This is a genomic window from Emticicia sp., assembly GCF_049241225.1.
Classification (GTDB): domain Bacteria; phylum Bacteroidota; class Bacteroidia; order Cytophagales; family Spirosomataceae; genus Emticicia.
Map to the genome: position 1 here is coordinate 1 of NZ_JBMLRC010000160.1, position 22456 is coordinate 22456.

The window sequence follows — 22456 nt, forward strand, 5'->3', positions numbered from 1 at the left end:
TCAATTTTCGCAGTAGCGGCTCTTACTTTGAGCAGTTGCGAAAAAACTTTCGAAGAACTCGAAAAAGACCCTAATAGTGCAGTAAGCGTGCCAGCATCATTGGTTTTGCAAGGCGTAGAATCTGATATGTTCAATAACATCGGTCGCCCATTCAGTGCCGAAATGCGTTGGAATCAATTTTATTGTTCAAACTACAACTACTACGCAACCAACGAATACACTTGGACATCAGGCTCAAACCATTACAATACGCTCAAAAACGTAATTAAAATGGAAGAAGAAGCCAAGCGTGCGGGTTTGGCCGATGTGAACGGATATAGTGCTTTAGGTAAATTTTTCCGTGCGTTCTTCTTCTACGAAATGACAATCCGCATGGGCGATTTACCAATGACCGAAGCCTTGAAAGGAATTGAGAATATTTCTCCTAAATACGATACCCAAAAAGCGATTTTTGTTCAGGTATTGAAATGGCTCGACGATGCCAATACCGACATGGCCGCTTTGATTACTAAAGGCGAAAACTCAATGAGTGGCGATTTTTATTTCGGTGGTGATGTGCGTAAATGGCAAAAAGCCGTAAATGCCTATAAACTAAGAGTTTTGGTGGCATTAAGTAAGAAAGATGCTGATACTGAACTAAATGTGAAAGGTCGTTTTTCCGAAATGATGAGTAATCCAACGAAGTTTCCGTTGTTTGGAAGTTTATCAGAAAGCTTACAATATACTTACAATAACTTCAATAAATATCCATCAAACCCTGATAATTTTGGTTTTGATGCTACTCGTCAGAATATGGCAAAAGCTTATGTTGAGCCACTTTCTTTGATGAACGACCCACGTGTGATGATTACGTGCGAGCCAGCAGGAGCAGAACTAAAAGCAGGCAAGAAACCATCAGATTACAGTGCGTATGTAGGGGCTTCTTCGGCCGAAGATTTGACCGACATGAGTGATAAAGCAGGCCGTAATAACGGTGCTGGTTTTGCACCGGGGCTTTATTCATTCCAAAATCGCTTCCGTTATTACAGAAATTATGTTGCAGAAACTACATTCATCGTAGGTTATCCTGAAATGTGTTTCAATATCGCCGAGGCTTATCATTTAGGTTGGGCTACGGGCGATACAGAAGCATGGTACAAAAAAGGTATCCAAGCATCTATGGATTTCTATGGCGTGAAAAATGGCTCAAACACCATGACTTATTCAAGAACGGGTGGCCGTGAAGCAGCCGATTTGTCTACTTTTACAATCGACTTTGATTTCGAGAAATACTATGCTCAGGCATCGGTAAAATATGCAGGAAAAACCACTAAAGGCCAAGAGCAGATTCTTACCCAAAAATACTTAGCGTTCTTCATGAACTCAGGCATGGAAGCATATTTCAACTGGCGTCGCACGGGTTTCCCGAGATTCTACACAGGTGTAGGCAACGGAAACTCAAACCGTATCGCTGTTCGTTGGCAATACCCATTGTCGGAGCGTACGACCAACGCAACCAACTATAAAGCCGCCATTGATAGCCAGTTTGCTGGAAAAGACGACATCAATGATATGCTTTGGTTATTAAAATAAAAATTCAGCATCATAGGTTTACTTTCAAAAGCGGGGTTAGTTTTAGCTCCGCTTTTCTTTGGTTTAAAATTTAAAAAATGATTCAAAATACAATTTTAGAAATTCGTCAACTCTTTGAAAATCAAGGAGATGGCGAGTATTACGGCGAAAATGTCAGTCAATACGAGCACGCTGCCCAAGCAGCCATGCTGGCCAAACGACAAGGCTACGACGAAGAGGTGCAAATTGCTGCCTTTTTGCACGATATTGGACATTTATTTCCTGCTGAAACCGAAGAAGAATTAATGGAAACTTACGGCCGAAAAGACCATGAATCTGTAGCAGCCGATTGGCTCCGCGAAAGAGGCTTCAGCGAAAAAATAGCTACCTTAGTCGAAAATCACGTAAATGCTAAGCGGTATCTGACATATATTGATGAAGATTATTACGAGGCTCTTTCGGAGGCGAGTAAGCAAACATTAATGTTTCAAGGTGGCCGAATGACCAAAAAAGAAGCAGAAAATTTTGAACAAAACCCTTATTTTGAACTGATTATAAAAATGCGACGCTGGGATGAAGCCGCCAAAGTAGAAGCCATGATATTACCTGATTTACAACATTTTATAAGTATTTGTGAAGGGTATTTAAAAAAAAATTAACTTCAAGTTTTTAACACCTCTTATAATTGATAATGAAAACACTTCTATTAGCATTCCTTCCAACAATTCTTTTTGCACAAAATAAGCAATCAGATAGCACTAAAACCGAACTCTTGAACGAGGTAGTTATAACCGCAAATCGTTCGGCAAATCAAGAATTTCAAACCCCGAATAGTATCAAGGTTTTGAATAAAAAATACCTCAAAACTTATGCTTCACGCACAACTCCCGAGGCCCTTATGGGTGTAAATGGGGTTTTTGTACAAAAAACTAATCATGGTGGTGGCTCTCCATTTGTGCGTGGCCTTACTGGCAACCAGACTCTACTTTTGGTTGATGGTATCCGCCTGAGTAATAGTACTTTTCGTTACGGACCAAACCAATATTTCAATACAATTGACCCATTTTCGATCGAAAAAATAGAAGTACTAAAAGGTGCAGGCTCAGTGCAATACGGCTCTGATGCTTTGGGCGGAACCATTCAAGTATTTACGGCCGACCCGGTATTTGGCAGTAGATGGAAAACTAATCTACTCGGAAGAATAGCCACACAAGGAATGGAACAAACTGCACGTGCAGAAGTAAATTATGGCGGTGAAAATCTGGCTATTTCGGGAAGTTTTGGCTACCGAAATTTCGGAGATTTGGTGGGGGGCAAACTCACAGGCCGGCAGTCGCCTTCGGGTTATGACGAACAAATGGGAAATCTAAAAGCTAAACTAAAACTTGGTAGAGGAATCCTGACGATGGCACACCAGTATTTTGAGGCCAAAGATGTACCAGTATATCATAAAGTTGTGTTAGAAAACTTTGCGATCAATGAATTTCAGCCTCAAAGACGTAATCTTTCTTACTTAAAATTTAATCAAATCAATGATTCGAAAATTGTACGTGATGTTTCAATAACGGGTTCAGTGCAAATGACTTACGAGGGTAGGGGGAGTCAGAAAAATGGTTCAGTAAGATTTATTCAAGAAACCGACAAAGTTTATACAAAAGCACTCGCAGGCAATATTTTTTCAGCATTTTCGGATAAATGGACTGCCAACTCGGGTATTGAAATTTATCACGATTTAGTACGGAGTTCAAAAGTTGATAGACCAGCTTCGATTACTTCATCATCGGCACCTAAAATTTTACGTGGCTTATACCCCGACAATTCAACTTTCTTGAATTATTCTGTTTATTCGTTGCATCAATTTATCCAAAATCAATGGCAGTTTTCGGCTGGGCTTCGTTATAATGGTTTTTCAATTGTTGTTCCTGATGAAACCATTGGTAAGACAAACCTAAAGCCACAGGCACTGGTGCCAAATGTTTCGATTGCATATTTGATTGGTTCGAAATCAAACATTTATGCTTCGTATAATGCTGGTTTTCGTACACCAAATATTGATGATCTAGGCACGTTGGGTATCGTTGATTTCAGATATGAATTACCAACCAACGATTTAAAACCCGAAAAGTCGAATAATTATGAGCTGGGTTATAAATTCCGAACCGACCGCTTCTCTGCAACAACCGCTCTCTATTACAGTGATTTAAGAGATTTAATTGCTCGTATAAAAGTTCCAAACCAAGTCATTGATAATTATAGTGTTTATCGGAAAGAAAACATCGAAAAAGCAACCATCAAAGGCATAGAAGCTGAGTTTGAAGGGCTTATTAGTAAAGAATTGAAAACTTATGGTGGGGTTTCATACACTTACGGACAGAATATTACGAAAAACGAACCAATGCGACGTATGCCGCCACTCAATGGGCGTTTGGGGCTGGAATATCGCAAGAAAAAATTCTTTTTACGTCCAGAATTGCTTTTCGCGGCCAAGCAAGACCGCCTCGCACAAGGAGATAAAGACGATAACCGAATTGGTAAAAACGGAACAGCCGCTTGGCAAATTTTAAATATTTATAGCGGATATGAATATAAGTGCTTGAATATCAGTATTTCTGCTCAAAATCTCACTAATAAAGATTACCGGACCCATGGCTCAGGAATCAATGGTGTAGGCAGAAGTCTATGGCTCACTTTAAATCTTGAAATTTGATAAATGGCTCGAAGTTTCAGACTTTATCACCAATAGTTATTCAAATTTTTAGCTTTTGAAACTAAAATTATTCCACCCGAATACATGAAAAAACTCATTATATTATTCGCAATTTCGTTTGCGGTGAAAGCTCAAGTAAGCATTGAGGCACCTGCTGGCACGGCACCTGCTCAAATCAATAAATTGGGTAAAACCATTATTCCAAATGGGCGTATCCTTACGCCGCGTGGCGTGCAGATCTCAACCGCTCCACACCCTTACGGATTGGTGCTTAGTCCCGACGGGAATACGGCTATTACCGCCAATTCGGGTATTCGCCCGTTTTCTATTTCTATCATAAAAAACATACTTTCGACCAATCCCGAAACTATTCAAGTACCCGAAGGAGCCAAAAACAATGAAGGTATTTTGGAAGCATGTTTCATGGGTTTGGCCATTAGCCCAGATAATCAAACTGTTTATGTTTCTGGTGGAGAATCAAACAAGATTTTTAAATATGATGCCGTTACGGGTAAGCCCAAAGGAAAAATTAATTGTGCGTTGAAGTCTGATAATAAAGACTTTACACACGGATATTTGGGGGATATGGTAATGACCAAAGACGGAAAAACAATCTATGTTGTTGATCAAATCGGCTTCCGAATTGTGGTAATTGATGTAGCAACCGAAAAAGTCATTAAGAATATTCCAACCGGCCGTTATCCTTTCGGAATCACACTCACTCCCGACGAAACAAATATCGTAGTGGCCAATGTAGGAGTTTTTGAATACAAACGATTTACCGATGTAGACCCCAAAAATATCAAAGGAACAGCTCATAAATTCCCTTCGACCAAATACGGCTCAAAAGAAATGTTTGAAGGCGATGCCGCCAATGGGATTCCGGCTCTCGGCGACCCAAATGCTCCCGAATCTTTTTCTGTCTGGATTTATCCAGTTTCTAACTCCCTCCCTATTGGGGAGGGTCGGGGTGGGGTCGCTAAAATCAAAACAGGCTTCCTTGTAGGTCAAATGATTGAAGATTTTCCTGCGGTTGGTGGTAGCAGTCCGAACTCGGTGGTTGCAACCAACGACTACGTTTTTGTGAGCAATGGTAATAACGATTGTATTTCGGTGATTGATATAAAAGCAGGGAAGGTGCTAAAAAACATTCCACTTTCAATTGATAAACGACTCGGAAATTTAAGGGGGATTATCCCTTTTGGTATTACGCTCTCACCCGATCAAAAACGCCTCTACGTTGCCGAGTCGGGTATTAATGCGGTTGCTGTTATTGATGTAGCCAAGCTTGAAGTAATGGGGCATATTCCAACGGCATGGTTTCCTTCAAAACTAAAAGTAAGTAATGATGGAAAGAAACTCATTGTTGCCAATGCCAAAGGGCTTGGAAGTGGGCCAAATGCTGGGAAAAACTTTAAAATGGGCGAAGAGGGGAGTTATATTGGTGGATTAATGAAAGGCTTGGTTTCTGTGATTGATATACCAGCCGATGATCAGTTAAAAGCTGAAACACAGGCGGTTATAGCAAATAATTTTAGGTTTATTGAGCCCCGAAAAGGTAAAAGTCCGATTCCTGCAACCAATAAAAAACCATCAGACGAAATTAAATATATTGTGTTTATTGCCAAAGAGAACCGTACTTATGATGAAGTTTTTGGGCAAATTAAAAACGGCGACGGCGATTCTACTTTGGCACGTTTTGGCAATGGTGTAAAAGTTATCAATCGAAAAGCTACCAAAACCATTCCTGATGCACGAGTGATGCCTAATCATGCCGCTTTGGCGAAGCGTTTTGCAATAAGTGATAATTTTTTCTGTGATTCTGATGTATCGGCTGATGGGCATCGTTGGCTCGTAAATACCTATCCAAACGAATGGTGTGAGACCGAAACCGCCGCTTCGTATGGCGGAAAACTCTCGCAACGAGATACCTCACATGCCCCAGGAAATTTGGCGATTTATGGTTCGGCAGGCTCAATTTATCCCGAAGATTATAACGAAGGAGGTAGTATGTGGGAGCATCTCGACCGAAACAAAATTGACTTTTATAACTTTGGTTTTGGGGTAGAAATGGCGGGTGCATTTAGCGATAGCACCATGAAATATATCGGCGAACTTTATACCGTAAACTATCCACTTCCGGCTCCATTGATTGATAAATCTTCAAAAACTTTTCCGACCTACAACATGGCAATTCCCGACCAGTTTAGGGCCGATTTATTCATGAAAGAATTTAATGAGCGTTGGTCGAAAGGAAATTTGCCTTCGGTCATTACACTTATGTTGCCAAACGATCATGGTACGAGTGAGCGTCCGAACGCCGGTTTTCCGTTTCAGGCAAGTTACATGGCCGATAATGATTTAGCGGTTGGCCGAACGATTGAGTTTCTCTCAAAAACACCCTATTGGAAGAACATGGCAATTTTTATTACCGAAGACGACCCCCAAGGAGGAGTTGACCACGTAGATGCTCATCGAAGTATTTTGATGGTAGCTTCGCCATATACTAAAAAGGATTATGTGAGCAAGGTTCACTATAGCTTTGGTAGTATTTTCAAAACATTCTGGCATATTTTGGGTATTCCGTACTTAAATCAGTATGATGCCGGGGCAACTGATATGGCTGATCTTTTTACAGATAAGCCAGACTTTTCACCCTACAACGCAGTAAAATCTGACCTACGAATCTTTGACCCACAAAAAGCTTTAACTCCGATTGATGAAAAATTTGATTGGAAATTTTTTGTGAGCTCGGAAGAGCTTGATCGCACCGAAACTATGCAAAAACGCCGAGATGATGATGATAAAGTTGAAAAAATGAAGAGTAAGTCGAAGAAAACCAAAAAGAAAAATCAGCAATGAAACAATACTGCCAATCAATACTAATCTTTTTTTTAGGGTTAAACTTAGCTTTTGCCCAAAATAAAACCGAGAATGTTTTCATCATCACAACCGACGGTTTTCGTTGGCAAGAAATGTTTGGCGGGGTTGATACAACGATTTTGAAAGATGATAAATTTGTGAGAAATCGGGATAGAATAAAGAATGCCTTTGTGGGAAAAACTGCGGAAGAAAGCCGCAAGAAACTGATGCCTTTTATGTGGGATACAGTAGCCAAAGAAGGCCAACTTTATGGCAATCGTTGGGCCGGTAATAAAGTAAATGTCATGAATCCGTATTGGTTTTCGTACCCAGGTTATAACGAAATTTTGAGTGGTTATGCCGACGACAGCATCAATTCAAATGATAAGATGTATAATAAAAACATAACCGTTTTGGAGTTTCTGAATAAGCAACCCAAGCTCAAAGGAAAAGTAGCGGCTTACAGTACTTGGGATGTTTTTCCGTATATTATTAATGACAAACGAAGCGGGATTCCTGTCAATTCGGGAAAAGATTTAGTACAAGGGAATTTGACCGAAAAAGAGCAAATGCTCAACGAGATTTTGAAAAATTACCCAAGTCTCGCCAGTGACCGCCACGATTTCATCACGTACTATTTAGCCAAAGAATATATTCAGAAAAATAAGCCTAAAGTATTCTTTTTATCATTTGATGAAACCGATGAATTTGCCCACGAAGCAAAATATGATGAATACCTTTTTGCTGCCAATACAGCTGATAAATTTATCGGAGATTTGTGGAGCTACTGCCAGTCAACGACCGAATATAAAGGAAAAACAACTTTTTTGATTTTAACCGACCACGGACGAGGCGATAAAATCAAATCGCAGTGGACAAGCCACGGGCAAAAGGTGTCGGATTGTTACCAAATTTGGATGGCTGCCATCGGGCCAGACACTCCAGCATTGGGCGAAGTGAAAACCGAAGGTCAGTTATTTCAAAATCAGATTGCTAAGACGGCAGCGAAATTATTAGGCTATGAATTTGATAATGGAAAGCCCGTTGGTAGAGAAATTAACAGTGTAAAAAACTAGAGAAAACTTGTAAGGAAAGGAATGGCTACTGAGCAGTAACCATTCCTTTTTTATGCCAAATTCGGACTAAAATCAATAGAAATATCATGGTTTACATCAAAAAGATTTTCTATTTCTCGCAAGAATAAAAATGCACTTCGGCTGTGCCAAGTCTGAAAATCGGTGCTAATATCTCGATGTTGTGGAATATAGTTGAGGAAAGCAGTTAAGTCGAACTGAGTACCCGTAATACCTGCACCTGCACGTTTGGCATCGAGGGCGTTGCAGGCTTGTTCGTAGTGTTTCGGCACTGGAATCATCATCGTTGGTTTACCCAAATACATGGCTTCACAGACCGACTCAAAGCCTGCCGTAGTGACCAAACCTTTGCAGTTTTGCATCATTTCTAAGAATTTTGGCCCATTTATTCGATGAAAATGCAAGTTTCTTGAATATTTAAACACTTCTGTATTTTGTGGTTTATCCCAAAAGCAATGCACCATCACTTTCGGATTTTTTGCGTGCCACTTGATGAGTTCATCTGCCAAAGTATGTTGGGTCATGTACACCAAAATATAATTTTCGGTTGTGGGTGAAATCTGGGTGATTTCGGTGCGTAAAAGTGGTGGAATAGTGTAAATAGCTTGCTGTTCGTAATTGCTGAAAGGTGTGAATGAAAGAGCCAGCTTCTTTGCTGCCCCCAAAGCCGTAATGTGTGTATTGGTATTAACCAAAAATTTATCAAGCCAATGTTTTTTAGGGTGTTGAAAGTCAGGGTTGAGTAGTAAATATTGGTGAGCAATGCAAACCATCGGTGATTGAGGACGAAACAAAAATTGATGGATTCCGCCCAAAACATCATAAAAATTTATGATAACATCAGGGTTCAGTTGATTAATAATGATGTTAATTCTTCGAAGGCTCGAAATATATGTTTTTAGTTTTAGAATGCTTCTGGTAAGGGTTTTACGAACATCAAGGCTTTTGGTTTTCTTGCAGTAAACCAAGCATGGACTCGCAAATGAGAAACTTGGAAACTGAAATTTCTCGGCAAAAAAAGAAGGAATATTTTTCCCATCGGCCGAACCAACCAATGCCCCAACCACTTGATGATTGTTTTTGCTCAATATTTCACTCAGAGCAATAGCCTGCGTCAGGTGCCCACGCCCTTCGCCTTGAATAATAAAAAGATATTTCATGCTCCAACTTTGTTAATTACTGTTTACTGAAAACTGCTCACTGAAGACTTTATAATGAAGCCGCAATTCTTGGTAAAACGAATTTTTCAATAGTGTCTTCGTCTTCCTCATCATCGTCAAAATCAGTGTTTGAGGTAGAAATATCATCGCTGATTGAATAATAAACCAAGCTCCATTTTCCATCGAAATCCTCAACGAGTGCCGACATGGTTTCTACCCAATCGCCTGAATTTAGGTAAGTTATGCCATTTATTTCTCTGATTGCTGGTTGGTGGATATGTCCGCAAATAATGCCATCGCAACCTTTTGCTTTGGCCAAATCAGCGAGCTTTTCTTCAAAGTCGTTCACATAACTAACCGCCATTTTTACCTTTTGCTTCACCACCTGCGAAAGCGAATAATAAGGCAAGCCACGCCATTCTCGGTAAGCATTGTAGTTTTTGTTGAGCCAAAGCAAGAAAGTGTAGCCTAAATCGCCCAAGTGAGCCAGCCATTTCATGTTTGTTGTGATGCTATCAAAAACATCTCCGTGTGTAATGTAGAAGCGTTTGTCACCTGAGTTGAGGATATAATCTCGGCGAATCTGAAACTGTTTACCAACAACCAAAGGCAAGATTTGGTCAAGAAAATCATCGTGATTCCCTCTCAAATACACCACTTTAGTATCGTGTTTATCCATCATTTTCAGAACAACCCTAAAAAATGAGGTGTGTTTTTTCTTCCAGTTACCATATTTTTTCAATGCCCAACCATCAATTATATCACCGTTTAAGATGAGTTTTTGGCAGCGGTATTGTTTCAGAAACTCGGTTACTTCTTTAGCCTTAGAGCCACTCGTACCAAGATGTATGTCGGAAAGCACTATTGTGCGAAAATGCTTGTGTTTTTTCATGCTAACAAAATACCGCAAAGAATGTAAACTGCCTATTATCAAGACGTTATGAAAATGTAAAGTTGTGTTTGTGGAGCGAAGTTCCACTTCGGTCAGAGCGTAGAAATAGCAAAAAATTAAACTTCTAATTTTATCTGATTATATTTGAGCAAAAAAAGTAACACTTCCTTATTTTGACCGACAAACAAACCTTTAAAATGCAGATACTCAATACCATCTCAGAAACACAACAATACCTAAAAGCTCAGCAAAGAGCAGGAAAAACCATTGGTTTTGTGCCTACAATGGGTGCCTTACACGCGGGCCACATTTCATTGATTGAGCAAGCAAAAGCCGAAAACGATTTGGCGGTTTGCAGTATTTTTGTGAATCCTACGCAGTTTAATAATCCTGAAGATTTGAAGAAATACCCTCGCACACTCGAACGTGACTGTGAAATGCTACTTCCAGCGGGTTGTGATGTTGTTTTTGCTCCATCGGCCGAAGAAATGTATCCGAGTTTGCCACAACTAAAAATGGATTTCGGAACGCTGGAAACAGTTATGGAAGGCAAATTTCGTCCTGGCCATTTCAATGGTGTAGGCATTGTGGTGAGTAAACTTTTCAATATCGTTAAGCCCGAAAAGGCCTACTTCGGACTAAAAGATTTGCAGCAAGTGGCGGTTATCAGACGAATGGTGCAAGATTTAAGCTTTGATTTAGAAATAATCCCGTGTCCGACTTTGCGAGAAACCGATGGTTTGGCGATGTCGTCACGCAATACTCGTTTGTCGCCCGAAGCCCGTGCTTTAGCTCCGCAGATATATAAAGCTTTAAATTTGGCTAAAGAAAAACTACAAAGTGGTGCGAGTGTAATTGAAATGCAAATAGCTGTTAATGAGCATTTTGCGAATTACCCTGAATTTGAATTAGAATATTTCGAGGCTGCTGATTTTGATACTTTGCTACCAATTGAAACGAAAATTGCCGATGCAAAGACTGCTTTATGTGTTGCGGCTTTCTTGGGGGGCGTCCGTTTAATAGATAATATCGTTTTTTAAACGATTGTTCTATCGATTTTCCTAATTTTATGAAATGAAGCCAAGAACTGGAAAATAAAGGTGGAGGGTGGATTAAAGCTTAATTTCTAATAAAATTCATCGAAAACTATGTTTCATAAAATTTACAAACCGCACCCTGCTCTGAGCGAATTTGTGAATAATATCATGGTTTTTCGCTTTGAATTAGACCGAAATTTGCCTCGCCCTGAGTTTTCGTTTCCGCCATTACCCGAGCAATGTCTTTATTTCTATCCGTTTGAAGCTCCCGAAAGCGAATATCTGACTACCAATAAAAAGGTAAAACTCAATCGCAGTATTTTGGTTGGCCCGCAGGTTAATAGAATCAAGCTGAAAATGCACCATTCGAATTTTACGGTGAAAGTAGGTTTTCAGCCATGTGGACTTTATCGTTTGCTCGGAATTTCGATGAATGAATTTCCCGTTGATGAATCGTTGGATAGCACTTATATTTTAGATAAAGAAATTCAGTTTATCAATGAGCAATTAGCCGAAATACAATCACCTGATAAATTGAAGGCAATTGTGGAGGTTTTTCTACTGAAAAAACTCCATAAACTGCGTAGCCGTTTGCCCATTGATAGCGTTTTGCCGATGATTTTGAAAGATGGCGGCCTTGTAAATGTTGATGCTATTGCCTCGCAAGCCTGTGTGAGTAATCGTCAGCTCGAACGCCAATTTTTGCAGCGAGTAGGGGTTTCACCTAAGTTTTTTATTCGCCAAATTCGCTTCGCTAAGGCGTGGGTGATGAAAGAAAGCACACCCAGTATCAAATGGACAACCATTGCCCACGAATGTGGCTACTTCGACCAAATGCACTTGATTCGAGATTTTAAGGCCTTTTGTGGCGTTTCTCCTTCGGTTATCGAAAACGAATTTAATGAAACGCCATTCTCGCTTCATAATCAGCTTTACTACTAAACTTGTCGTATTTGTACTATTCCAGCAACTGCCCAACCGCTAATTTTGTAATCAAGAATTAAACATAAATAATTGATTATGAGAAAATTAGTTTCTTTTTGTTTCCTGATTTTATTATCAAACATACTTTTTGCACAAACTAAAACTCCCGACGAAATGGCGGTTGAGAGGCAGGTTGATGCTTTGATTGCGAGTTGGAATAACCACAATTACGATGATATTGCCAACTACGCCACCGAAGATTGTGATTGGGTAAATGTAGTAGGTATGTGGTGGAAAAACCGCCGTGAGATTCAATACGCTCACCAAGTTTTTCATGAAGGAATGTTTAAGAATGTGACACTGACTAAGAAAAGTGTACATTTTAGGGCTGTTACGAAGGATGTGATGGTGGTGCATTTGTTGCAGCGAGTTGGGGCTTATAGTTCGCCATCGGGCACTTTATATCCAGAAGCTGATAATTTAAAACTGTTGGTTTTTGTAAAAAAAGCAGAAAAATGGCTCTTGACGGCCGTAGAAAACGTGGTTGTGGTAGAGCAAGCCCAGCGGAGTAACCCAGTAAATAAAATGCCGAAGCAAGATTAAAGAATGTCGATTTTTTACCACTAAAATATGCCGCTGATAGTGAAACTTTGTATCGAAATATTTATCGAACCTAATAAATCAAAAAACGATGCAACGAAGAAACTTCATTCAGGCTACTTTGGCTTCGATGCCAGTGATTGCCACAACAGGTAAATTATCGACTTTTCGCAACCAAAAAGGCTTTAAAGTCAATGCAGGTAAAGACCGATTCGACCAGCCAATTAAGTACCGAGGAGTAAACCCCAACGATGTTAAGATTTCATCGAAAGATACTGACAGACAACTAACGGTTTTGGAATATGTTGGTTTTGAGAAAATTGGCCCTCCACTTCACGTACATTTCGACCAAGATGAGATTTTTTATGTGGTAGAAGGCGAATATTTGTTTCAACTCGATACCGAGCGAATGACTTTGAAAGCAGGGGATACGATTTTCTTACCAAGAGCAGTGCCGCACACATGGTTGCAGCTAAGCGACAAAGGAAAACTGGTTTATTTTCTACAACCATCGGGGCAGATGGAAGAGTTTTTCAAGAAAATGAATGAGTTGCAAGGCCCACCAACGCCCGAATTGATTCAGCAAATTCATCAGGCACATGGTATGAAAGTAGTTGGCCCACCGATTACTTTGTAATTGAAGCTAAATTTGGTAAATTGACTAAAAAATCATAGAGCTATGCCATTTTTTTATGATTTACAACCCAGTTTAGCTTTGCAGCAGCACGTACGCATGTATCGGTTTATGCACTTGTCATTTACCGATAGTACCTTGCCGCCTGCCAAAGCCTATCCGCCTCGGCCAGAAGTTACTCTGAGTTTTTACCCAAGAGACTCCGAGAAGGTAAGCTATGACGATGGCCGAACGATAAACCCTGTGCGTTCGGCACTCATTGGGCAGCAAAGTGTGGTGAGCCACCGGCACGTTGGTAAGGAGTTTCTGATGGTGCAAGTTGTTTTTCAACCTGGTGGACTGTATCGTCTGACTGGCATTCCGACGATAGATTTGAATAATCAGTATTTTGATGCAGAAGCGGTTTTGGGCAATGAAGCAAAGGCTCTGAACGAACGTCTGAGCAGTATCGAAGATTACCCAAAGATGATTCCTGTCGTAGAAGCGTTTTTGTTGGGTTTGGTCAAGAAATCAGCCTACGAAATTCGCCCGATTGATAAAGTGGGAATCGCTATGCTTCAAAATGTCAATAGTTATTCGCTCGATTGGTTGGCAAAAGAAGCTTGCTTGAGTGCCAAACAATTTGAACGAAATTTCAACGAACGCATCGGTATCAACCCAAAATATTTTGCTCGTATCATCAGATTCGATAAGGTTTTTAGAATGAAAAATGCCTTCCCGAATAAAGATTGGCTCAGTATCGCTCTCGATTGTGGCTATTACGATTACCAACATTTAGTGCGAGATTATAAAGAATTTACGGGCATGACCCCCGCCAATTTTTATATGCAAGATACCCAATCGCCCGAGCGTAAGTTCGGAATCGTAGAAGTCTGATGCTTGCTTTTGTTGTTTACCCCAATTCGTGTAGTCTGCCCCTTTTTGCTTTTTAAGCCCTGTTTTACTACTAATTTTGACCAAACCCCGATTATTAATAATGTAGTCGGTTGGGAAAACTTTTGCCTTTGCCTATTCAAAACACAAATTCTGAACGCATAAATCATAATTTTTTATACCATGAAAAAGATAATAGTATCCGCATTGATGCTTGTGATGACGCTCCAAGTCTTCGCCCAAAGTACAGAAATTAAACCCAATCAAGGGATTTCTGTTCCGCAATTTACTACGGTATTTATTGATGCCCTCACTAACCAACCTAAAGGCACGGTAGTGTTTGATAAAGATTTAGATGTGATGAAATACTGGAACGGCACATCATGGATAAGCCTCACAACTGGTGGCGGCTCGGGTGCGGGTTGGGTAGAAAACGGAGTAAATCTTGAAAACACCAATGCGGGCAATGTCGGTATTGGTGTTGCCTCTCCAACGGCCAAACTTGCCGTGGTGGGTACAGGCCCCAATGGTTCATTGGCAATTACTGGCGGTGTACACACTTCTCATTTCAATTATCCCGCAAGTGGTTTAGAAAACACGTATATCAGAGGAGGAAATGCTGGCTCACATGTCTTACTCAATGACTCAGAAGGACTTGGTAGCGTTGGTATTGGCACAAATATTCCTTATTCAAAATTAGATGTCAATGGCGATGCCCGAATGGCCGCTCCCGCATTGACTTATAGCAATCTTTTTAGTGATTATTTAGGTGGAAGTTTGTTGCTCGATAATACAACGGGCGATGACGCTATCATGAGACTCGATGCTAACAAAATACAGAGTTTCGCTTCAAATTTACTGGGTTATTCGCCAAACAAGCTCGTGTTGAATCCGTTCGGTGGAAACGTTGGAATCGGCACAAATTTTATGCCCGAATACAAACTTCACCTCTACGCAACGGGCGAACAATTAGTAAAAGTTGATGGCACAAATAGCATTGTGGCATTTCATGACCGAACTTCAAATGCTCAATATGGCTTTTTCAGAGCTTGGACAAGCAATCCTTTCAATCCTGCCAGCCTTTATGGTTTTGAGATTGGCACTCCGCCCATCAGTGGTGCCGACCCTGCCAAACACTTACTATTTTCGACCAACTATAATATCAGAATGGTGATTCGTGATAACGGTAATATCGGCATCGGAACCGCCGACCCTGGGCTTTATAAATTGGCAGTAAACGGCAGTGTGAGAGCTAAGGAAATAGTAGTTGAGAGTACTTGGGCTGATTATGTCTTTGATGAAAAATACCAACTACGCAGCATTGACGAAATGGAAGTTTTTATCAAAGAAAACAAACATTTACCTAATATTCCGAAGGCTTCTGATATAGAAAATAACGGCCTAAACGTGGCTAAAACCAATAAAGCGATGATGGAGAAAATAGAAGAATTAGCTCTGTATATCATTCAGTTGAAGAAAGAAGTTGATACGTTGAAAGCCAAAAACTAAATAGTCATGAAAAAAGCATCAAAAATAATCTTTGGTCTGATGAGCGTATTGGTATTTCATTTACCAATTTTTGCCCAAAACAATCAGAATGAGCAACCAATAAAGGCCATTAATGCTTCGTGGAAAGCAATTGTGAAGTATGATTCGCTGAATCCGAATCTGAAAAGTAAGAAAATCGAAGCCGAAAAAAATGGCGTAAAAAATCCGCCTCTTAGCTCAAAAAGATTGAAAAATGGCCCCAGAAATGAGCTTTCAAAGCCAATCGGAAAAATAACAGAACTAAATCCTGTAGCATCCTTATCGCAAGGTCGTTCGATTAACGAAGCTTTTCCGTGCCGAAATTTCACGGCCTTAAATGATAATGTATCTTCTATTCCGCCCGATGTCAATGGGGCGGTTGGGTTCAATCATCTCATGACAACCCTCAATACGCAAGTGCGTATTCAGAGCAAGACTGGAGATACCATTTCAACGGTTTCTTTATTGGCATTTTGGCGAGCTTACCTTCCTACGATAGCCGATGTTTTCGACCCAAAAATAACCTACGATCCTTATAATCATCGGTTTATATTTGTTACAGTAGCCGAAAGACGTTCGGGGGCCTCATCGGTATTATTGGCTATTTCGCAGACTTCCGACCCTACCGCCAATTGGTGGGTGTATCAGATTGATGCCGATGGAAATGACGATGAATGGTTTGATTATCCATCATTGGGATTTAATAAAAAATGGGTCGCCGTCAGTGGAAATATGTTTGGCTTTCCTTTGATGTCGGGGGGCTTTACAAATGCCCGAACTTTCGTTTTTCGAAAATCAGAGCTATATGCCGGAGCAGCATTGACGTATAATTTTTGGGACAGAAACGATTATTTTACCATTGTTCCTGCCACAACCTACGACAACAACATCGAAGAACTCTGGTGTGTAACAAACAATGATTTTAATGACAACGATTTACGATTATTCAAGATTGCAGGAGCAGCCAATTCGCCAAGTTTTACCGAAGATAATTGGATAACTGTAGGTAGCGACTGGGCCGCGGCAGGCATCAATGCACCTCAGTCGGGCGGAACACCCATTGATTTGGGCGACCACCGTGTGCAAACTGTTTTTTATCGGGCAGGAAGCTTGTGGAGTAGTCAGAATATTTTTATGCCTGTTTCTAACCCAACTTATGGCGGGATTCAGGCTGTAAGAATGAATCCTTATGCCGTTACGCACACCGAAACGATTTATTTTTTAGATAATTCTGGGGCTGGAATGTACGGGTATCCGAGTGTGGCTATCAATGCCGACGGAGACTTCTTTATGGGGTATGCTGCATTTAGCACAACAACATTTGCCAGTGCTTATTATTCCTATCGACGAAACGGAAGTGTCAATTTTGAGCATTTTAATATCGGAAACGGCTTAGCAAATTATGTAAGAAATGATTCGAATGGGAAAAACCGTTGGGGCGATTATACCTCAACTGCCATCGACCCCGAAGATGACCGAGCGGTTTGGACCATACAAGAATATGCACGCAACAACAACAGGTGGGGAACCAACTGGGCAAAGGTTTGTCCTGTAAACTGCCCAAATACCCTGACGGTGGCAGGTACGTACACCTCCGGAACCTTGAAAAAATGGGAAGCCACTAACAACATAAACTCAACCGCAGTAAATGCAAGTGGAACACAAATAAAATATGATGCAGGTACAAAAATTACGCTTTCGTCGGGCTTTAGGGCTAATAATGGAAGCACTTTTAGAGCATACATAGAAGGTTGCGGGAATAACTAAATAGAGGTAATGAGTACATAAATATACTAAAAACGATGAAAAAAATCTTTTTTGCTTTGTTGCTAAGCATCTGTTCGATAGAATCTTTTGCTCAAAATCCAGTCGGAAAATGGAAGGTCGAATCTTATTATTCGAATGAACACAAATTCGACTCGCATAAAGCCTTGCTCAGTTCACGCCCGTGTGTAGCCGATATTTTCTACGAAATAACCGAAGATGGAAAGTATAGATTAAATGCCTCGAAAAGTGCCTGCGATGAAAAATACAAGAAAATACAAGAGAAAATCTGGAGTGAAACCAAATGGCGATTGAAAGATAAAATGATTCAACTTTCTTCGACTGATTTTGCAGTTTCGAAAGATTACACCATCACTTTTTCGCGTAATAAAATGATTTGGAAAAACGAGTGGGATACGATTACCTACGTCAAGATTAATTGATTTATGAAAAATAGCATCATCCTATTTTGGTCAGTGGTTTTTATGGCATTTTATTCAAACGCTCAAATGCCACAATCTTATTCGGTTACGATAACGCCAAACTCAACCACGGCCACCGTGAAAGGAAACTTCAAAGCGAGTGGTTTGGTAGAAGCCAGCAGCCTAAAAGCAGCTGGTCTGGCTACTGGAAATCCGTTTGTGGCAAATCCGGTGTATGCCAATGCTAATGGCGATTTGATTACGGGCTATAAAGTTGGATATTTGGGTATTCCAGCCGCTGCTTTTCACCTGAGTGTGCATGCTTATGCCTACAACACAGAAAATACATTGATTCCTTACGGAAATGATTATTTGAAGTATGATGGACGAAACATTACCTTCATTAATAATAGTCCCGATAGAGTTATAGTGGCTCCTATACAAGTGCCGCACAAGAGTAAACTTACTTCGATGAAAATTAGTTTTTCGACTTATTTCGACCCCAAATCATTAGACGTTAGCATTATTCAGAGTAATTTATTAAATGTAAATGACCAAACTATTCTTCATAGTCTTACTACGGCTGTAACCAATACCAATCAGTTAGTTACAGAGGTAATATTTCCGAATAGTTTAGAAATTGACAATCAAAACTACTTATATACTATAAAAATTGGTTCTACTTCTAATAATTGGGCAGGAGTTTATTTCAGAGGAGTTGTTATTGAGTACCACGATTTCTAACAAATATTTACCATGAAAACTACATTTAAACTATTTTTTTCGCTGTTTTTAACTGCAACTTTGATGTTAGGCTGTGAAAAATCTGAAGAAAACTCAGACGACAACATCGACCCAAACACCAGTACTTCGGGTGGAAATACAGCCATAGGAAAAGGAGAAGCAGGCGTAACGGGCATTGCAGGAATTGACGCTTGGGACAAACTTTCGACCACCGAAAAAGACCGAATAAAGTCATGGAACACGATTTTTATGCACCAGTCGGTTGGTGGAGATTTGGAAGACGGAGCAAACAATAATGGCTTCAAGTTTGAATACTTCGACCTCAACGAAAAACCTACTAAAGGTCTAAGTGGCAATGTTTTTAGTACTTCCAACGGAAACCCGCTCGGAAAAATAGCTGAGTTCAAACAAAATACTTTGGCTCATAAATCAATCATCAAAATTGCTATTTTCAAGTTTGGTTATGCTGATATAAATGACGGAAATCTTGAACAAGTAAAAACCGCCTACAAACAACTCATCGATGACCTCCGTAGCCAAGTTTCGGGTTTACGTTTTGTGCATATCACGCCACCATTAATTTATATTGTCACGAAAGATGATGGTAATGCCGCCAAAATGAAAATGGCAACTTGGATGAAAGACACTTTCAAGACACAAGACAGTATTTTTGATTTGCAAGAAGTAGAATCTGATAATGGAAGCTGTAAATTGGGCAGCGTTTGGACAATCTGCGATAAATACCGCTCAACTGCCCGATGCCCGAGCAAAAACCAAGGAATTGACGCTCCCGAAGGGCAAGGACATCTCTGTGAAAGTGCGGCTTCACGTATCAGCAAAGCATTTTTATACAGTATTTATCAAGCAGGAAAATAAAAAAATTACCATTTAGCTCTCAAACTAAATGGCACTTTTCTTTCAAACAAAATCTTATCGTATCGTTGAGAAATCAGTTGGCGTCATGTAAATCGACTCGACTTTTTCTACAATTTTGCCGTTTTTCTCCGACTCGTCACGTACTTTTATCCATTTCTCATCTTTTCTGAAAGCATCAAACGAAGCTTTTCCTGCTGCTTCGCTTTTATGGGCCAAGATATAAACCAATCTTGCTTGCGTGCCTTCTTTTTCAATACTTTTCCAGTAAGCCACGTTTTCCATGCCGTGTTTTTTGAAAAGTTTGGTCGTATGGTTCCTGAAACGAGCCAATACATTATCAATGTTATTTGGCGTACCAGTATAGATTCTTAGCTCAAACATACGCTCTGGATTCTTCACTTTTCCTTTGATTTTTGGTGAAAAATCGGTCGCATTCATAAAGATTGATTCCACTTTTGCCACAATCTTACCATCTCTTTGCGATTCTTCGCTTACTTTTTTCCATTCTGGGTCGGCACCGAAAGCCTTCCATGAAGCATCACGGGCTTCTTTGCTTGGGTAAGCCAATACATAATACAAAGCGTTTTTATCGTTTTGCACAGGCACCCAATATCCGATATTTGTCATGCCGTGTTTTTCGAAAATTTTGGTAGTATGGTCTCTGAAACGAGTCAATAAATTAGGTAAACGGCCTGGCTCGCAATAGTATATACGCATTTCAAAATAGCGATTATCTTGCTTTTGTGCAAATACCAAATTACCGATGCTCATCAGAGCAACCAATAGAAGTAGTTTTTTCATTGTTTTTAATTGAAGGGTTGAATTTTACTTAACAAAGGTATTTCTTAGAACAATAGCTTGATGGTTTTTGTTGATTTTTTTTATTTTAGAATATCATTAGTATCTGTTGAAAAACACTGATGATATTTAAACTTGATAGTCAGAAAAGTATTAGAAGCCTATTCAATTCGTTGATACACTTCATCAAAAGGAACCCTCATTCTATCTCCCCAAACTCCCTGTTCTTCTCTAATACCGCAGGAAATAACCATATTGATTTCGGCCCCAAAAGGTAAATTCAAGATATTTTTTACTTTTTTACTATCAAAACCTTCCATCGGACAAGTATCGTATTTCTCATTTGCCATTGCCAACATAAACGTTTGAGCCGCCAAAGCACAGGTTTTATGCACAACAACCCTCACATCGTTTTCGGATACTTGATAAACAATTGCTCTGAAAAGCCCGACGATGTTTACTATGAGTTTTCGAATGAGCCCCAAAATACCTAAAAAGCGTGCATATAAAAACGGAATTACTTTACCATAGTACATTTCCCAGCGTTTAACTCTTTTCTCTTGTTTTTCTTTAGGCGTATTTTTTAGCACATTTTGGGTTTCTAACGCCATCATGGTTTTTGCTCTTTTCTTGTATAAATCTTGCCTTGTCACAAATACAACCATTTGCTGGGCAGTGGTTGCTGCCATTTGGCCTAAACAAGCTGCTGAGAGTTGTTTGAGTGTTTCAGGATTCGTTACATGATAAAATTCCCAAAGCTGCATATTTGAGCTATTTGGTGCTAAAGTGGCCAGTTTAATGCAATTTTTTACTTTTTCTGAGTCAATCGGAAGGTTTTTATAGTGTCGTACGGAGCGTCTATAATTGATTATTTCTGCTAAAGTCATCATTTTGTTGATTATGTATTACTAAATTTTTGCGTGAGTTATTCACTGATGTTACATGATTTTTTTAAATCCGTAGGATTGTCTCATTTTGTAGCCGTCGATTAAAATCGTCGGTAAAACGATGTACATAGTTTTTTGGACTTCCATCAGAACGCCCCATATAATAAATGAACCGTTCCGATGGAACTTAATGTATCCTGACAATTATTACCATCGATTAAAATCGATGGCTACAAAATGAATCGAGCCGATGGCTCTGCGTAAAATCAATTATTTAATCTATTGTTTAAACTTACGAAAAGGATTTTTCTCAGTAAAGGTATTTCCTTGAGCAATAGTTTAATGGTTTTTGCTGGAATATTCTATTGATTGCCTACTCAGTACTTCAAATATGCAGATGTGATGGTTTTCTGAACTACTAATTTCTTAGAATTTTCTCCATTTTTTTTCCCTTCGCCAATTCATCAACGAGCTTATCGAGATACCTAACTTTTTGTGTCAATGGATTTTCAATTTCTTCAATCCGATAGCCACATATCAGCCCAGTAATCAAGTGGGCGTTTGGGTGTAAATTTGCTTGTTGAAAGAAGGTTTCAAAAGTAGATTTCGCCTCAACATGGGCTTGCAGTTTTTGCTCGTCGAAGCCAGTCAGCCATTCGATTACTCGGAGTAGTTCTTCTTGGGTTCTTCCCTTCTTTTCTACTTTGGCGATATAGTGCGGATACACCGAAGCAAATGTCATTTCGGCGATACGTTCATCATGTGTTTTCATCATACAATCGCTTAAGTTTTAATCTAATTGTACATACTTTCGCCAATTGTGTTGTTCTTTAAAACCCAATACTTCACGGATTTTGCGATTAGAAAACAATGCCTCATGCTCGCCTAATTCACGTGTGATTGGTACATTCGGAAAGAATCTTTCGGCCAATTCTTTACTCGGAATAATTGCTCCGTTGTGGTCATTACCCGCATTGAAAACCTGATAGCCAAGTCCATCTTTTTGCAGGCATAAATCTACAATTTGTCCCAAATCACGGGCATCAATGTAACAAAAAGCATTTCGACGACGAACTTCTGGATTTTTGAAATAATGCGGAAAAA

Annotated in this window: 20 protein-coding genes and 1 pseudogene; 15 read left to right on the top strand and 6 right to left on the bottom strand. The window is 39.8% G+C overall.

All coding sequences use genetic code 11. The annotated features are described in order from the left end of the window. From ACOVO2_RS09345 to ACOVO2_RS09365, 5 genes are all read left to right on the top strand, one after another. A partial coding sequence (locus tag ACOVO2_RS09345; protein WP_421769707.1) for a SusD/RagB family nutrient-binding outer membrane lipoprotein occupies positions 1–1572 on the top strand: 1572 nt, incomplete at its 5' end. 77 nt (positions 1573–1649) lie between these two features. Next, positions 1650–2210 carry a phosphonate degradation HD-domain oxygenase gene (locus ACOVO2_RS09350; RefSeq protein ID WP_421769708.1) on the top strand — a complete coding sequence of 187 codons (561 nt, stop codon included), beginning with the start codon at positions 1650–1652 and terminating at the stop codon, positions 2208–2210. 32 nt (positions 2211–2242) lie between these two features. Beyond that, the gene (locus ACOVO2_RS09355; protein ID WP_421769709.1) at positions 2243–4258 is read left to right on the top strand and encodes a TonB-dependent receptor plug domain-containing protein; all 2016 of its coding nucleotides are present in this window, start codon (positions 2243–2245) and stop codon (positions 4256–4258) included. An 84-nt stretch (positions 4259–4342) separates the two neighbouring features. Then, positions 4343–7120 (top strand): alkaline phosphatase family protein, encoded by a 2778-nt coding sequence (locus tag ACOVO2_RS09360; RefSeq protein WP_421769710.1) that lies wholly within the window; start codon positions 4343–4345, stop codon positions 7118–7120. Further along, positions 7117–8196 carry a phosphoglyceromutase gene (locus tag ACOVO2_RS09365; protein ID WP_421769711.1) on the top strand — a complete coding sequence of 360 codons (1080 nt, stop codon included), beginning with the start codon at positions 7117–7119 and terminating at the stop codon, positions 8194–8196. The genes ACOVO2_RS09360 and ACOVO2_RS09365 overlap by 4 nt, the downstream gene beginning before the upstream one ends. A gap of 50 nt (positions 8197–8246) precedes the next feature. Here ACOVO2_RS09365 and ACOVO2_RS09370 read toward each other — a convergent pair whose 3' ends face one another. Continuing rightward, positions 8247–9374 carry a glycosyltransferase family protein gene (locus ACOVO2_RS09370; RefSeq protein ID WP_421769712.1) on the bottom strand — a complete coding sequence of 376 codons (1128 nt, stop codon included), beginning with the start codon at positions 9372–9374 and terminating at the stop codon, positions 8247–8249. A 49-nt stretch (positions 9375–9423) separates the two neighbouring features. Next, positions 9424–10266, bottom strand: a complete 843-nt coding sequence (locus tag ACOVO2_RS09375; RefSeq protein ID WP_421769713.1) for a UDP-2,3-diacylglucosamine diphosphatase — start codon at positions 10264–10266, stop codon at positions 9424–9426. Positions 10267–10463: 197 nt separating this feature from the next. Between ACOVO2_RS09375 and panC the strand changes: the two genes are divergently transcribed. The 10 genes from panC (at position 10464) to ACOVO2_RS09425 (ending at position 19667) form a co-directional block, all read left to right on the top strand. Next, entirely contained in the window at positions 10464–11306 is an 843-nt protein-coding gene (gene panC / locus ACOVO2_RS09380) for a pantoate--beta-alanine ligase (RefSeq protein WP_421769714.1), read from the top strand. Positions 11307–11414: 108 nt separating this feature from the next. Further along, positions 11415–12245 (top strand): helix-turn-helix domain-containing protein, encoded by an 831-nt coding sequence (locus tag ACOVO2_RS09385; RefSeq protein WP_421769715.1) that lies wholly within the window; start codon positions 11415–11417, stop codon positions 12243–12245. Between the two features lie 78 nt (positions 12246–12323). Continuing rightward, positions 12324–12830, top strand: coding sequence for an SgcJ/EcaC family oxidoreductase (locus tag ACOVO2_RS09390; protein WP_421769716.1), 507 nt, complete (start codon positions 12324–12326; stop codon positions 12828–12830). Between the two features lie 88 nt (positions 12831–12918). Next, on the top strand, positions 12919–13464 hold the full coding sequence (locus ACOVO2_RS09395; protein ID WP_421769717.1) for a cupin domain-containing protein: 546 nt from the start codon (positions 12919–12921) through the stop codon (positions 13462–13464). Positions 13465–13506: 42 nt separating this feature from the next. Continuing rightward, the gene (locus ACOVO2_RS09400) at positions 13507–14337 is read left to right on the top strand and encodes a helix-turn-helix domain-containing protein (protein WP_421769718.1); all 831 of its coding nucleotides are present in this window, start codon (positions 13507–13509) and stop codon (positions 14335–14337) included. Positions 14338–14517: 180 nt separating this feature from the next. Beyond that, positions 14518–15843: a hypothetical protein gene (locus tag ACOVO2_RS09405; protein ID WP_421769719.1), complete on the top strand. Its 1326-nt coding sequence runs from the start codon at positions 14518–14520 to the stop codon at positions 15841–15843. A 6-nt stretch (positions 15844–15849) separates the two neighbouring features. After that, complete coding sequence (locus ACOVO2_RS09410) at positions 15850–17628, top strand: 3-coathanger stack domain-containing protein (RefSeq protein ID WP_421769720.1); 1779 nt, start codon at positions 15850–15852, stop codon at positions 17626–17628. Positions 17629–17663: 35 nt separating this feature from the next. After that, positions 17664–18068 carry a hypothetical protein gene (locus ACOVO2_RS09415; RefSeq protein ID WP_421769721.1) on the top strand — a complete coding sequence of 135 codons (405 nt, stop codon included), beginning with the start codon at positions 17664–17666 and terminating at the stop codon, positions 18066–18068. 3 nt (positions 18069–18071) lie between these two features. Then, positions 18072–18791 (top strand): hypothetical protein, encoded by a 720-nt coding sequence (locus ACOVO2_RS09420; protein WP_421769722.1) that lies wholly within the window; start codon positions 18072–18074, stop codon positions 18789–18791. Positions 18792–18803: 12 nt separating this feature from the next. Then, complete coding sequence (locus ACOVO2_RS09425; RefSeq protein WP_421769723.1) at positions 18804–19667, top strand: hypothetical protein; 864 nt, start codon at positions 18804–18806, stop codon at positions 19665–19667. Between the two features lie 54 nt (positions 19668–19721). On the opposite strand, the gene ACOVO2_RS09430 is transcribed toward ACOVO2_RS09425, so the two are convergent. The 4 genes and pseudogenes from ACOVO2_RS09430 to ACOVO2_RS09445 all read right to left on the bottom strand — a co-directional run. Beyond that, complete coding sequence (locus ACOVO2_RS09430; RefSeq protein WP_421769724.1) at positions 19722–20468, bottom strand: NIPSNAP family protein; 747 nt, start codon at positions 20466–20468, stop codon at positions 19722–19724. Positions 20469–20626: 158 nt separating this feature from the next. Then, on the bottom strand, positions 20627–21355 hold the full coding sequence (locus tag ACOVO2_RS09435; RefSeq protein ID WP_421769725.1) for a nitroreductase family protein: 729 nt from the start codon (positions 21353–21355) through the stop codon (positions 20627–20629). Between the two features lie 415 nt (positions 21356–21770). Further along, positions 21771–22124, bottom strand: a complete 354-nt coding sequence (locus tag ACOVO2_RS09440) for a DUF2200 domain-containing protein (RefSeq protein WP_421769726.1) — start codon at positions 22122–22124, stop codon at positions 21771–21773. Between the two features lie 18 nt (positions 22125–22142). Further along, positions 22143–22456 (bottom strand): annotated as a pseudogene (locus ACOVO2_RS09445) (NAD(P)-dependent oxidoreductase); the annotation flags it as partial.